This is a genomic window from Cellulophaga sp. L1A9, from assembly GCF_009797025.1.
GTDB lineage: Bacteria > Bacteroidota > Bacteroidia > Flavobacteriales > Flavobacteriaceae > Cellulophaga.
In genome coordinates this window covers 1,359,933-1,372,653 of record NZ_CP047027.1, presented here as the reverse complement: position 1 = coordinate 1,372,653, position 12,721 = coordinate 1,359,933, and the positions used below count along the sequence as shown (strand labels likewise).

Below are 12,721 nucleotides of genomic sequence, written 5' to 3'. Positions count from 1 at the left end.
ACATTAAAATATAGATATTATGAAAAAATTAATTTTAGCATCAGCATTTGCATTCGTAGGTTTAACAGCAATGGCACAACCTAGTGAGACTGTAGTAGAAGAAACAGTAATTGTATCAGCAACACAAGATGGTTTTTCAGAAATTGAAATGTCAGAATTACCAGAAGCGGTTGCAACAGCAGTGGCTACTAATTATCCATCTGCAACGATTGATAAAGCTTATGTGAATGATCAGCAACAATATAAAATAGAAGTTTCATTAGAGGGCGGTACTTCAGGTACACTTTACGCTGATGAAAATGGCAATTGGATAGAAATGTAATCCAAGAATAGATTTGTATCAAGTTAGTTTGGTTGAAAGGGGCTGTGTTTTACACAGTCCCTTTCTTTTTTAAGATAATTTTAAAATAATTCATCAGTCTTAATAGGGTATATTTGACGTAAGTATATATGACTACAACATTTAATTTATGCCTAGAATTTTAATAATTGAAGATGATGCCGCTTTTTGTCAAATGTTACAACGCTTTCTAGAAAAGAAAGGCTATGATGCAGAAGCAAGTTTTACTGCAGAAGATGCCAAGAAAAAATTTAAAGCGGGAGATTTTGATATGGTGATTACAGATTTGCGCTTGCCTAATTATGATGGTATAGAGTTGCTGTCGGATATTAAAGCGATTAATTCTAAAATTCCTGTTCTTGTAATGACGAGCTATGCCGAAGTATCTACGGCAGTTAATGCTATGAAAAAAGGTGCTTTTGATTATATTTCTAAACCATTTACCCCAGAGGAAATGGTAATGCTTGTTGAAAATGCATTAAATCAAAAACCAAATCAGGTAGAAGCAGTAACAGAATCAACAACAAAACAAACTGAAGATAAAGCAGCAGTGACTACAAGTAATGGTATTAAAGGCATTAGTGATGCTTCTAAGAAATTGCATGAATATATAAAATTGGTGGCGCCAACCGATATGTCTATTCTTATTACGGGAGAAAGTGGTACAGGAAAGGAAGTAACCGCTAAATCTATTCACGATGCTAGTAAAAGAAGGGACTTTAATTTTGTAGCCGTAGATTGTGGTGCAATTCCTAAAGAAATAGCTACAAGTGAGTTTTTTGGGCATGTTAAAGGTAGCTTTACTGGTGCCATTGAAGATAAAATTGGTCATTTTCAGGCAGCAAATGGAGGGACACTTTTTTTAGATGAAATCGGGAATTTATCTTATGAAAATCAAATACAACTTTTAAGGGCACTTCAGGAACGTAAAATCAAGCGAGTTGGTAGTACAAAAGAAGTCTCTGTTGATGTGCGTGTGATAACGGCTACAAATGAAGATTTGGTCGAAGCGGTTGAGAAAGGAACCTTTAGGGAGGACTTATATCACAGGATTAATGAATTTTCTATTGAAACACCTTCGTTGCAAGAACGCTTTGAAGATTTGCCTTTGTTCGCAGATTTTTTCTTAGATAAAGCAAACAAGTCTCTTGATAAACGTGTATTGGGTTTTTCAGATGAGACTACCGCCGTATTTAAAGCATATCATTGGCCTGGAAATTTAAGAGAATTACAAAATATTATCAAACGCTCTGTATTGCTTACTACTGGAGATATTATACAGACAGCAGTGTTACCTAAGGAGCTTTTTGAAGCAAATAAAAAGGTGGAAACGGAAAATTTCTCTAAAGATGCTTATGAAAAAGATCAAATTATAAGAGCTTTAAAAGAAACTAATTTCAATAAATCCAAAGCAGCAAAATTATTGAAAGTAACGCGTAAGACATTGTATAATAAGATCAATCAGTATAATCTGGATTTATAGTTTTATTCGCTTTCAATGCTAAAGTTAGCGCTGTGATGTTATTTTTTAACTGTTGGTATTTGGCTTTAAGTTCTTTGTCGCTGAGATCGTCCGCTTTTAAATTCTCGAAGGTTTCAAGGATTGCAATAGAATCATTAACTTCTAACTGCCGGAACATAGCGAGCATTTTATGAGATGTGGCATTTAAGCTTGCACTATCTTTTGTAGCAACTGCTTTGCTCAAGATTTCCAGATTATCTACAGTGTCTCTTAAAAAGGTGTCAATTAAATCTTTTAAGCCATCATTAGAATCATCTAAAAAAGAGGTAATTGTTTTTAAGCTGAACAATGTTGAGTGGCTCTCAAAGCTAGCTGTATGCTGGGTGTCTTCCTGTGTGGTTATTTCAGGGAATAGATGAGCTAAACGTTCTAGAAACTGATCTTTAGCAAAAGGTTTCTGTAGGATTGTAGTAAATCCTGCAGCGATATATGCAGAAGTTTCTAAATCCGTTCTACCGGTCATGGCAAGAACAGGCTGATTGGTATAATGTTGATAAGCACCACTTTTAAGTTTCTTTAAAACTTCAAAGCCATTTATAGTAGGCATTTGTATGTCGGTAAGTACCGCATTATAGCTAATTTTTTCTTTTGTGCCAATGGCATTAAAGTCAGCATATGAAATGGTTTTAATATTGGAATTTTCGCAAACTTCTTGCAGTAGTTTACGCATGGCTATATCATCATCAATAATTAACAGCGTTATTTTATTTTCTTTAAAATTGATTTCTTTTTTTTCTGTTGCCGCAATTTGAGTATCTGATAGCTTTAAAGGAATCGTAAATGTAAAAGTACTTCCTTGATTTTTATCACTTTTTAAGTTGATTGTCCCTTGAAGAAGTTCTGTTAATTTTTTAGAAATAGTTAAGCCTAATCCGTAGCCGCCGTATTTTTTTTCTGTACTATCATCAGCCTGTGTAAATTCTTTAAAAATATGTTCTTGCTTTTCTTTTTCAATGCCAATACCGCTATCTATAACTTGGATTCTTGTTTTATACAGGGAAGTGTTTTCAATAGTTACTGTGGCAACAACTTTAATAAAGCCTTCCTGCGTAAATTTATAGGCATTGCTAATTAAATTGGTTAATATTTGGCGGATCCTAAAAGGGTCTCCAATTAATGTTTGGTGCAACTTTTTGTCAATAACAACTTGCAGCTCTATGGGTTTATTTTTATAAAGTTCCTCTAAATTTTGTGCGGTTTCCTGGATTAAATCAGGTAGTAAAAATGGGATATTTACTATCTTAAGTTTTCCCGCCTCTAGCTTAGAGAAATCTAATAAGTCATTTACTAGATTGTCCACATATTTGGCAGCGGATTTTACATTTTTCAAATAACCTACTTGCTTGCCGGATAAACCTGTGTTCTCCATTAATTCAGAATAACCAGTAATGGTATTTAAAGGGGTTCTTAAATCATGACTTACGGTAGAAATTAATTGCTCTCTACTTTTAAGAAGGGACTCAGAAAACTTCTTTTCTTCTTCTAAATTCTGACGATAGGTTTGTACCCGCCAATAATCTCTAGTGATTAAAAATGTAAAAATTCCAACGGTAAGAAAAGCAAGTATAGCGGCAACACTTGCTAAACGCGTGCTACGCTTTAAAATTTCTTGCTTTTTTGAGTTGTCAGTTCGGGTGGTGGCAATTATCTCTTGTTCAAAGGCACTAATAATACTCCTTAATTGTTGCGATAGATCTAAATCATTTTTGTTTATTTCCCGCTCTTTTTGGGCCAAAGCTCGTTGCGTTAAAGCATCTTTTTCTTTGGCTTCATTTAATAGACTTCTTGAAGCATTTATGATAGAGTCTATTTTTTCTGGACTATGATTTTCTTTTGGAGCATTATCATTTAAGATCACCGTAAGTTTTTCAATAACGCTTTTTGCCTTAGGAGATAGTTCATCAATATTCGGAGCGATACTCTTTGGGGTAATTTTCCCTAAAGAAAGTTCCATGGTATTAAACTTGGCTAGGGCTACATCTAGAGAACTATTGGCTTCGCTTTTAAGTTTAAGGCGCCTTAATTCTTCATTATTGTAGGTTTTTAACTTCAATAAATTCTGAACGCTATCTAAAAGTTTAACCTGATAATCATTGTTAATGACCTCTTTGAGTGAATCTATTTCTGCAGAAACTACATCAATTTTTTTGGCATAAGCGGTAAAATTTTCTTTGGTCTTGTTTTGTAATGCTAGTTTTGATAAGCTTTCAGCTTCGTATAGCTGTGTAAGTAATGAGCCTGTTTTTATCAGTTTCACATCATTTTCACCAGAGGTATCCGTTGCTAGGTAGCTTTTAATCTCTGAAAGAATAAAAATTCCAGAAATTACGGCTAAGCCTACTAAGATCAGATAACTGAGTACGATTCTGAAGGTGAATTTATTTTTAGATTTAGTTTTTTTCATCGCTGTAAATGGCCTACTGTAATTACGTGCTTTTTTAAAAAAATGATGGTCTTTGAGGTGTTAATTAATTACTAACAAATGTAAGGTTAGTTGTGGTTATTTCTCGAGGTGTCTTGTGCTTTCGTAGCAGGAGTCTATTATTTTTTGTGTTATTTAGAAGGTAATTAAGAAATACGACACTATCTTTGCCGTATCTCAAAGGGGTGCAAAATTCTAAAATCAATTTTTAGAACGTAGCTGAGATTATACCCAATGAACCTGGGCGGGTAATGCTGCCAAGGGAAGCGTAAATCGCCATTAGGACTATTTGCGGAATTTAATCATGCTTATAGCATGCATAAATTCCAAATAAATCAACTAACAAAAAGAGTAATTGCCCCTTTTATTCGTCACTTAAATAATACGAATGAAAATTATTTTCACAGTAGTCTCAATTTTATGTTTTGCAATCACAACAAATGCACAGCAGCAAGCAACAGATTCCTTAGAAGGGAATAAGGTGGTTTTAGATGAGGTTTTTGTATCTGCAATACGAGTAACGAAAGCAACTCCAGTTACCTTTTCAAACTTAACCAAAGAGCAAATAAAGCCAAGGAATTTAGGGCAAGATATTCCAATTTTAATGAACTTTTTACCTTCCGTAGTGACCACTTCAGATGCTGGTGCGGGTGTTGGGTATACTGGTATTCGCGTTCGTGGTAGTGATGCCACTCGCGTAAATGTCACTATTAACGGAATTCCTTACAACGATTCAGAGTCTCACGGTACTTTTTGGGTGAACATGCCAGATTTTGCATCTTCTACAGAGAGTTTACAATTACAACGTGGTGTCGGTTCTTCTACGAATGGGGCAGGAGCTTTTGGAGCAAGCTTAAATGTACTTACAGATGCTGTTTCTCAAGATGCGTATGCGCAAATCTCTTCTTCGATAGGGAGCTTTAAAACCCTGAGAAATACATTGAAATTTAGTACAGGTCTATTAAATGATCAGATAGAAATTTCAGGAAGACTGTCTCAGATTAATTCAGATGGATATATTGATAGAGCTACATCAGACCTAGAATCTTACTTTTTACAAGCGGCTTATAAAGATGATAATACCTTGATAAAAGCGATACTTTTTGGGGGTCATGAAGTTACATATCAATCATGGAATGGCATTGATGCCGCAACTCTTAGGGATGACCGTACATTTAATTTTTCTGGAATTTATACTGACGAAAATGGTGCTACTCAATTTTATGACAGAGAAGAGGATAATTATAAGCAGAATCATGCGCAGTTGTTATGGAATGAAACTTTAAATGAGAATTGGAAAACAAACCTTGCATTACACTATACCAAGGGGCGTGGTTATTTTGAGCAATTTAAGGAAGATGATGATTTTAATACCTATGGTTTTACGCCAATTAATGTAGACGAGGAAGAAGTAAATAGTACAGATGTAATTCGCAGACGCTGGCTAGATAATGATTTTTATGGGACTGTTTTTTCTGCTAACTACAGAAAAGAAAAAGTAGATTTAATTCTTGGTGGCGGCTGGAATAAATATAACGGAGATCATTTTGGAGAAGTTATTTGGGCAAGGTATGCAAGTACTAGCAACATCAGAGATCGGTATTATGATGATAATTCTACAAAGACCGACTTTAATATTTTTTCTAAACTAAATTATAACCTAAATGATCATTGGAGTCTTTTTGGAGATTTACAATATAGAACAGTAGGGTATCAAGCAAATGGTGATAAAACAGGAATAGTCGATGATACCTTTAATTTCTTCAATCCTAAAGCGGGGATTACTTTTGATTTGAATCTTAATAATAATTTTTATTTCTCCTATGCAGTAGCCAATAGGGAGCCTAATAGAAATGATTATGAGAGTGGGGATCCTAAGCCAGAAAAACTTAATGATTTTGAGTTGGGTTGGCGTTATGTTTCTAATACACTGCAATTGAATACCAATGTTTATTACATGGGGTATAAAGATCAATTGGTCTTGACAGGAGATATTGATGATGTAGGTGATTATTTAAGAGCAAATGTTCCTGAGAGCTATAGGATGGGATTAGAGTTAGATTTGGCAGTGAAAATAAATAATAAATTGACAGTACGTCCAAATATAGCTGTGAGTAGAAATAAAATAAATGATTTTATTTTGGATAGAGATAATTTAATAACAAATTTAGGGGATACAAATATTGCGTTTTCTCCTTCAGTCATTGCGGGAAATATACTGACATTTAAGCCTAAAGAGAATTTGCAATTTTCAATATTTTCTAAATATGTAGGAGAACAATATTTAAGTAATACAGATACGGAAGCTTCTAAATTGAATGATTATTTTACTAATGATCTAAATGCTATGTATGAAATTCAATTAAATTCCTTTTTTAAATCTATTGTTTTTTCTGCTTTAGTAAATAATATTTTTAATGAAAAATATGAGTCGAATGGCTATACCTATTTGAATTCTTGGGATGAAGTTTCGTCATTTGAAGTTCAAGGTTACTACCCACAAGCAGGAACAAATTTCTTAGTAGGGGCAACCTTAAATTTTTAAAGATTACATAATTGTAATGATATTAAGGGGGATTTCTTTTTTAGAAATCCCTTTTTTTATTTCTTATTTTAGACTAAAATTTTAAAATATGGAGCGCGTTCAGAAATTGCGATGGGGAATAATTGGTTGTGGAGCAGTAACCGAAGTAAAAAGCGGTCCGCCATATCAATCAACTTCTGGCTTTAGTTTAGATGCCGTAATGCGCAGAGACTTGCAAAAAGCAGAAGACTACGCAAAAAGACATGGGGTGCCTCATTTTTATAGTGAGGCAGATAACATCATCAATAATCCAGAAACAGATGCTATTTATATCGCAACACCACCGGATAGCCATAAATTATATGGGTTAATGGTGGCCAAAGCAGGTAAGCCTTGCTGTATAGAAAAACCTTTAGCGCCGAGTTATGAAGACGGGCTAGCAATAGTAAATGCATTTAAAGCGAAACATGTTCCACTATTTGTAGCGTACTACAGGCGCTCATTGCCTCGTTTTCTGCAAGTTGAAAAGTGGTTAAAAGAAGATAAAATAGGAGAAGTTCGTCATATAAACTGGAGTTTCTCTAAACCCGCAAATGCTATCGATTTAAGTCAAGACTATAATTGGCGCACCGATGCTAAAATTGCTCCTGGCGGTTATTTTGATGATTTGGCGAGTCATGGTTTAGACTTGTTCGCCTATTTGCTGGGTGACTTTAAAGAGGTTTTAGGAATGAGTCTTAATCAACAAGGCTTATATTCTGCTAAGGATGCAATCACTGCCACTTGGGTTCATGAAAATGGTATTACAGGTACTGGAAGTTGGAATTTTGGTGCTTTTGCAAGAGAAGATAGCGTAGAAATAATAGGTTCAAAAGGGAAAATAGGTTTTTCGATATTTAAAGAAGAGGCGGTTGTTTTAGAGAATGCTAAAGGTATTGATAAGCTATTTATAGAAAACCCGAAGCACATACAGCACTACCATGTTCAAAATCTAAAGTTAGATTTGATGGACGGTATCCCGCATCCATCAACAGGTGAAACCGCTTTGCACACCAGTTGGGTGATGAGTCAGGTATTAAAATAAGTTGTTATTATTAATTCGTAACCGATATAACGCCACTACCAACACTCACACGATATTCTAACATGTTGTAAAATTTTTGGTCTTCGCCTAGGTTGGTTAATAATTGACCGGTAAACAAGCTGTAGTTGTAGTCGTCACACTCGCATGTAACTGAATTTCTACTGGTATCTAAGGTCATCGTAGAGCAATTATTTGGCGTATGGTTAGGACAACTAGCTTCAAATGCTCTGTAGCCAGCAAAGGCAGATAAGGTTTTAATTACAAAAATACCTCTTGTTCCTGCTTGAGAATTACCAATATATATCGCGCTACCTTCATTCGTTAAATCGCTATATAATGGTAAATTAGTGTTAATGTCAAATCTAAATCCTATCTCTTGTAAATAGGGATTTCTATCGGAGGTATCCGTGTCACAAGCAAATAGTAATATCAATAAAAAAAATGCTAAAATTCTTTGCATAACATATTTGTATTTTAAGAATACAGAAACAAAGTTGAACAAAAAAAATGTATATTTGTCTTAAATCCTCTATAAAAAAGAGGATTTTCTTATTTTATAAAACGCTTAGTTATGAGTAACAAATCATATTATACACCAGAAGGATTAAAAAAGTTGAGAGACGAACTTAATCAGCTTAAAGATATAGAACGTCCGAAGGCATCAAGGGATATAGCAGAGGCTCGAGATAAAGGTGATTTATCTGAAAACGCGGAATATGATGCTGCAAAAGAGGCGCAAGGTTTGTTGGAACTTCGAATTTCGAAATTGGAAGAAATATATTCCAATGCACGTTTAATAGATGAGTCTCAATTAGACACCTCCAAGGTTCTTGTTTTATCAACGGTAAAGTTGAAAAACCAGAATAATGGTATGGAGATGAAGTATACTTTAGTTGCTGAAAGTGAAGCTGATTTAAAGACCGGTAAAATATCTGTAAATTCGCCAATTGGAAAAGGTTTATTGGGTAAAAAAGTAGGAGAATCTGCAGAGATTACAATTCCCAATGGTGTATTGAAACTTGAAATATTAGAAATTACTAGGTCTTAATTGGTGATTATTTAATATCTTGAAATGAATTTAGTTTTCAAAAACAGTGTAAATTAATATAAGTATTAGGAGTAATGTTTGAATTATCGTATAAATCTGTTGCAGGCTTAGAGCTATCAAAAGAGGATATCTTAGCAATACGCGATACCGCAATACGGACCAATGAAGAGCATGACATTACAGGCTGTTTAGTTTTTTACAACAACCATTTTATCCAAATTTTGGAAGGAAATGAAGTGCTTGTTAAGAAGGTATTTTCCAAAATAGCAGAAGACAATAGACATTCAAATATTCAAGTGCTTTATGAAGGTGAGAAAGACCAACGTTTTTTTCCAGATTGGAATATGGCATTCACAGATATAAGTGCAAATTCAGGACAAGACACTGAGGTTAAGAGCTACGCAAATAATCTTCTTTTACTTTCCGAGTTTATTGAAAAACCAACCACTACGTTAAAAATGTTTTGGAGGGGGATTAATAATCTAATAATTAACCCAACAATTATTTAAATCAGACAATACCGTGGCTAGTATATTTACAAAGATTATCAATGGAGAAATCCCTTCTTATAAAATAGCTGAAAATGATGAGTTTTTTGCTTTTTTAGATATCAACCCTAATGCAAAAGGGCATACCTTATGTATTCCTAAAAAAGAAGTAAACAAGATAATGGATTTAGATGATGCTACCTATATGGGGTTAATGGCTTTTTCTAAAAAAATTGGTCAGGCCCTCGAGCGTGCTATAGATTGTAAGCGGGTTGGGATGACCGTTATTGGTTTAGAAGTACCACATGTACACGTTCATTTAATCCCTTTAAATGAAATGAAGGATGCTACTTTTCAGCATAAAGTAAAATTTTCTGATGACGAGTTTAGAGCAATTGCCGAAAAAATAAAAGCAGAATTAGTTTAATTACTTACCTCAAAATTTCCCAAGTCAAAATCGCAATAATTTTTAAGAATGGATCTAGTTGAGCTGTCTTTTGCTTAAATAAGATTTTTCATAATACGAAATCATTGATAGAATCGTAATATGAATACCTGAAGAAGGGTAATAGTGTTGATTTGTATTTGTTTCTTTAAGTTCTAAAGTGAATTTTAGAATGTTCATGATCACCGTATTGCTTGACTCAACCAGTACTGTTGCTCCTTTCCTTAAATTGGCATTTTAATCAATTAAAAGATCAATTTCAAAAATGTTATTTTCAAATGGAGTACTGGCTATAGATTTTCATAACCCAGATGTGAATTCAACTCTGAATGTGCTTTATAAAACCGTTAATTGCTATTTAAAAGGATATATACCCCGATGCCTACAAGTGTAATAAGCACCAATATTAAAATATAAAACAACGTGGTAAACTTTAAAGACTTCTTTTGTGGTACCGCCATTTTTTGGTAGTATTCAAAAACACGTTCTATATCAGGAGTCCACCCAACTGGGTAAATTTTGGTTCCACACTTTTTACATTCCAGTTCAGAAGTAATTTCATTCGTCGTTTTATGAATTAATTTACCGTAAGAATGTTTTTGAAAAAAGGATAATTTTAAACCTTGGTTAAAGCATTCTGGACAATTATTGGTCAGATCAGCTTCTTTAATAACTTCTAATTTTATCTCTGCCATTGCTTACGAATTTAATTTAAAAGTAATTTTCATTATTGTTCCTTCTTTACTTGAGGTGAGTACTTTTATTTTTCCCTGGTGATATTCTTCCACGATACGTTTGACAAGTGATAAGCCTAAGCCCCAACCTCTTTTTTTAGAGGTGAATCCGGGATTGAATATGGTATTAAAATCTTTCTTTAAAATTCCGTGACCTGTATCAGAGACCAAAATTACGGCATTATTTCCTTCTTTTAAAATTTCAACACTAATGCTGCCTTTTCCTCGCATGGCATCAATCCCGTTTTTAACCAAATTTTCAATCGTCCATTGAAATAATGATTTATTTAAAAGTACGGGAAGATTTTCTGCTTTGCTGCTAAATGAAAAATGGATTAATTTAGAACTTCTTAATTTTAGATAATCAAATGCATTTTTGGTTTCTGTAACAATATCGTGTTCTGCTAAAATTGGCAAGGAGCCTATTTTAGAAAATCGCTCTGTAATAGTTTCTAGTCTAGAGATGTCTTTTTCAATCTCTTCCGTGATACTCGGATTTATGTTTTCTGCTTTTAAAAGTTCATTCCAGCCTAGGAGAGAGGTTAATGGCGTTCCTATTTGGTGCGCAGTTTCTTTAGCCATACCTGCCCAAAGTTTATTCTGTTCTGATGATTTATTCGTTTTAAAAAAGAAATAGATTACGGCACCAAAAAGAAAGATGATTAACAGCAAGGCAATGGGATAATATTTTAATTTATTTAATACATCTGAATTACCATAATATAAAGTTGCAAGTTCCTCACCTTTGTAGTCTATTTTTATTGGACTGTTTTCTCCTTCAAATTTTGCTATTTTTTTCTGAATCAATGCTGTGTCTGCCGCAATTTCTTTAGGCATATTGCTTACTTTAATGGCGCCATCCCTGTTCATTAAAATCATGGGAGTCGTGGTGTTGTTTTGAAATATTTTCAAGGGTAGATTTCCTGGATCTGCATCAGCAGGTAAGGATTGTAATTCTACTAAGGCGCTGGCCCAAATTTCTACCTTATTGCGTTCTTCCTCTTTAAATTTTTTGAAAAAACTATTCGTGTTCCAAAGTATAAGACTCACAATAACAAAAGAGGTTATTTGTAGAATTATAGTAATAGTTTTCTTTTCAGGGTTGAAGTTCATTCAAACAAATGCTTATAGTGCTTACAATATAACGTAAAATGTCAAAAGTTATTCTATCTATTTGATAAGTTGTTATTTTCATATTTGACCTTAATTTATGTATTTTTGCAGGACGATGCGAGAAATGATTTCCATACAACCAGATGAGGTAACAACGGCAAAATTACATGGCTATTTGTTGGGGGCTGTAGGTCCTAGGCCTATTGCTTTTGCAAGTACAATGGATGAAAATGGAAAGCCTAATCTAGCACCTTTCAGTTTTTTTAATGTATTTAGTGCAAATCCGCCAATTTTAATTTTTTCTCCTGCACGTAGGGTTCGTGATAATACCACAAAGCATACATTAGAAAACTGTTTGCAGACTAAAGAAGTGGTAATTAATGTTGTTAATTTTGATATTGTACAGCAAATGTCGCTTTCTAGTACGGAGTATCCAGCTGGAGAAAATGAATTTAAAAAAGCAGGATTGAGCATGCTACCTTCGGATATAATTAAACCCTTTAGGGTTGCCGAATCTCCTGTACAATTTGAGTGTAAAGTCATTAAAGTTGAGGCATTAGGTGAAAATGGTGGCGCAGGAAATTTAATCTTTTCCGAAGTAGTTAAAGTACATATAGACAAGGCAATTTTAGATGAAAATGGAGCTATAGATCAACGAAAAATAGATTTAGTTGCTAGAATGGGTGGTAATTGGTATAGCAGAGCTAACGAAGGTTTGTTTGAAGTGCCTAAACCATTATCTTCGCTAGGAATAGGTGTTGATGCAATACCTGTAGAAATACGTTCTAGTACTGTGTTAACAGGAAATGATTTGGGTAGGTTAGGGAACGTTGAAGAAATACCCACAGAAAAAGAAGTTCAAGAGTTTTTGGCATCAAACGTGGAACTACGAGTGATCATAAGTGCAGATGATAAAAAATTAATTCATAGTAAAGCACAGGAATATTTACATAAAAATGACGTACTTTCCGCTTGGAAAGTATTATTATCAAATTAAGAGA

12 protein-coding genes are annotated in these 12,721 nt (G+C 33.9%); 8 read left to right on the top strand and 4 right to left on the bottom strand.

Features of this window, described 5'->3' with window-relative positions; genetic code table 11:
• Positions 1–19 precede the first annotated feature (19 nt).
• Both GQR94_RS05895 and GQR94_RS05890 read left to right on the top strand, forming a co-directional pair.
• Positions 20–322 carry a hypothetical protein gene (locus GQR94_RS05895; RefSeq protein WP_158974608.1) on the top strand — a complete coding sequence of 101 codons (303 nt, stop codon included), beginning with the start codon at positions 20–22 and terminating at the stop codon, positions 320–322.
• A 148-nt stretch (positions 323–470) separates the two neighbouring features.
• Positions 471–1,823, top strand: a complete 1,353-nt coding sequence (locus GQR94_RS05890; RefSeq protein WP_158974607.1) for a sigma-54 dependent transcriptional regulator — start codon at positions 471–473, stop codon at positions 1,821–1,823.
• On the opposite strand, the gene GQR94_RS05885 is transcribed toward GQR94_RS05890, so the two are convergent.
• Positions 1,798–4,266 (bottom strand): ATP-binding protein, encoded by a 2,469-nt coding sequence (locus tag GQR94_RS05885; protein ID WP_158974606.1) that lies wholly within the window; start codon positions 4,264–4,266, stop codon positions 1,798–1,800. The two genes, GQR94_RS05890 and GQR94_RS05885, sit on opposite strands and share 26 nt — an antisense overlap.
• Before the next feature lie 406 nt (positions 4,267–4,672).
• Here GQR94_RS05885 and GQR94_RS05880 point away from each other — a divergent pair, with 406 nt between their 5' ends.
• Positions 4,673–6,829, top strand: a complete 2,157-nt coding sequence (locus tag GQR94_RS05880) for a TonB-dependent receptor (protein WP_158974605.1) — start codon at positions 4,673–4,675, stop codon at positions 6,827–6,829.
• Between the two features lie 88 nt (positions 6,830–6,917).
• The gene (locus GQR94_RS05875; protein WP_158974604.1) at positions 6,918–7,892 is read left to right on the top strand and encodes a Gfo/Idh/MocA family protein; all 975 of its coding nucleotides are present in this window, start codon (positions 6,918–6,920) and stop codon (positions 7,890–7,892) included.
• Positions 7,893–7,902: 10 nt separating this feature from the next.
• Here GQR94_RS05875 and GQR94_RS05870 read toward each other — a convergent pair whose 3' ends face one another.
• Positions 7,903–8,352, bottom strand: a complete 450-nt coding sequence (locus tag GQR94_RS05870) for a hypothetical protein (protein WP_158974603.1) — start codon at positions 8,350–8,352, stop codon at positions 7,903–7,905.
• A 111-nt stretch (positions 8,353–8,463) separates the two neighbouring features.
• On the opposite strand from GQR94_RS05870, the gene greA reads away from it, so the two are divergent.
• The 3 genes from greA to GQR94_RS05855 all read left to right on the top strand — a co-directional run bounded on the left by greA (position 8,464) and on the right by GQR94_RS05855 (position 9,855).
• A complete protein-coding gene (gene greA / locus GQR94_RS05865; RefSeq protein ID WP_158974602.1) occupies positions 8,464–8,940 on the top strand; it encodes a transcription elongation factor GreA in 477 nt (158 codons plus the stop codon).
• Between the two features lie 74 nt (positions 8,941–9,014).
• Entirely contained in the window at positions 9,015–9,449 is a 435-nt protein-coding gene (locus tag GQR94_RS05860; protein WP_158974601.1) for a BLUF domain-containing protein, read from the top strand.
• Between the two features lie 13 nt (positions 9,450–9,462).
• Positions 9,463–9,855, top strand: a complete 393-nt coding sequence (locus GQR94_RS05855) for an HIT family protein (RefSeq protein ID WP_158974600.1) — start codon at positions 9,463–9,465, stop codon at positions 9,853–9,855.
• A 365-nt stretch (positions 9,856–10,220) separates the two neighbouring features.
• Here GQR94_RS05855 and GQR94_RS05850 read toward each other — a convergent pair whose 3' ends face one another.
• On the bottom strand, positions 10,221–10,568 hold the full coding sequence (locus GQR94_RS05850) for a hypothetical protein (RefSeq protein WP_158974599.1): 348 nt from the start codon (positions 10,566–10,568) through the stop codon (positions 10,221–10,223).
• Between the two features lie 3 nt (positions 10,569–10,571).
• A complete protein-coding gene (locus tag GQR94_RS05845) occupies positions 10,572–11,720 on the bottom strand; it encodes a PAS domain-containing sensor histidine kinase (RefSeq protein WP_158974598.1) in 1,149 nt (382 codons plus the stop codon).
• Between the two features lie 124 nt (positions 11,721–11,844).
• Between GQR94_RS05845 and GQR94_RS05840 the strand changes: the two genes are divergently transcribed.
• Positions 11,845–12,717, top strand: a complete 873-nt coding sequence (locus tag GQR94_RS05840; protein WP_199271542.1) for a flavin reductase family protein — start codon at positions 11,845–11,847, stop codon at positions 12,715–12,717.
• Positions 12,718–12,721 lie beyond the last annotated feature (4 nt).

Coding starts and splice junctions, on each gene's coding strand:
- GQR94_RS05895 (WP_158974608.1), top strand. CDS start 20: ATGAAAAAATTAATTTTAGCATCAGCATTTGCATTCGTAGGTTTAACA.
- GQR94_RS05840 (WP_199271542.1), top strand. CDS start 11,845: ATGATTTCCATACAACCAGATGAGGTAACAACGGCAAAATTACATGGC.
- greA (WP_158974602.1), top strand. CDS start 8,464: ATGAGTAACAAATCATATTATACACCAGAAGGATTAAAAAAGTTGAGA.
- GQR94_RS05860 (WP_158974601.1), top strand. CDS start 9,015: ATGTTTGAATTATCGTATAAATCTGTTGCAGGCTTAGAGCTATCAAAA.
- GQR94_RS05845 (WP_158974598.1), bottom strand. CDS start 11,720: ATGAACTTCAACCCTGAAAAGAAAACTATTACTATAATTCTACAAATA.
- GQR94_RS05850 (WP_158974599.1), bottom strand. CDS start 10,568: ATGGCAGAGATAAAATTAGAAGTTATTAAAGAAGCTGATCTGACCAAT.
- GQR94_RS05885 (WP_158974606.1), bottom strand. CDS start 4,266: ATGAAAAAAACTAAATCTAAAAATAAATTCACCTTCAGAATCGTACTC.
- GQR94_RS05880 (WP_158974605.1), top strand. CDS start 4,673: ATGAAAATTATTTTCACAGTAGTCTCAATTTTATGTTTTGCAATCACA.
- GQR94_RS05890 (WP_158974607.1), top strand. CDS start 471: ATGCCTAGAATTTTAATAATTGAAGATGATGCCGCTTTTTGTCAAATG.
- GQR94_RS05870 (WP_158974603.1), bottom strand. CDS start 8,352: ATGCAAAGAATTTTAGCATTTTTTTTATTGATATTACTATTTGCTTGT.
- GQR94_RS05875 (WP_158974604.1), top strand. CDS start 6,918: ATGGAGCGCGTTCAGAAATTGCGATGGGGAATAATTGGTTGTGGAGCA.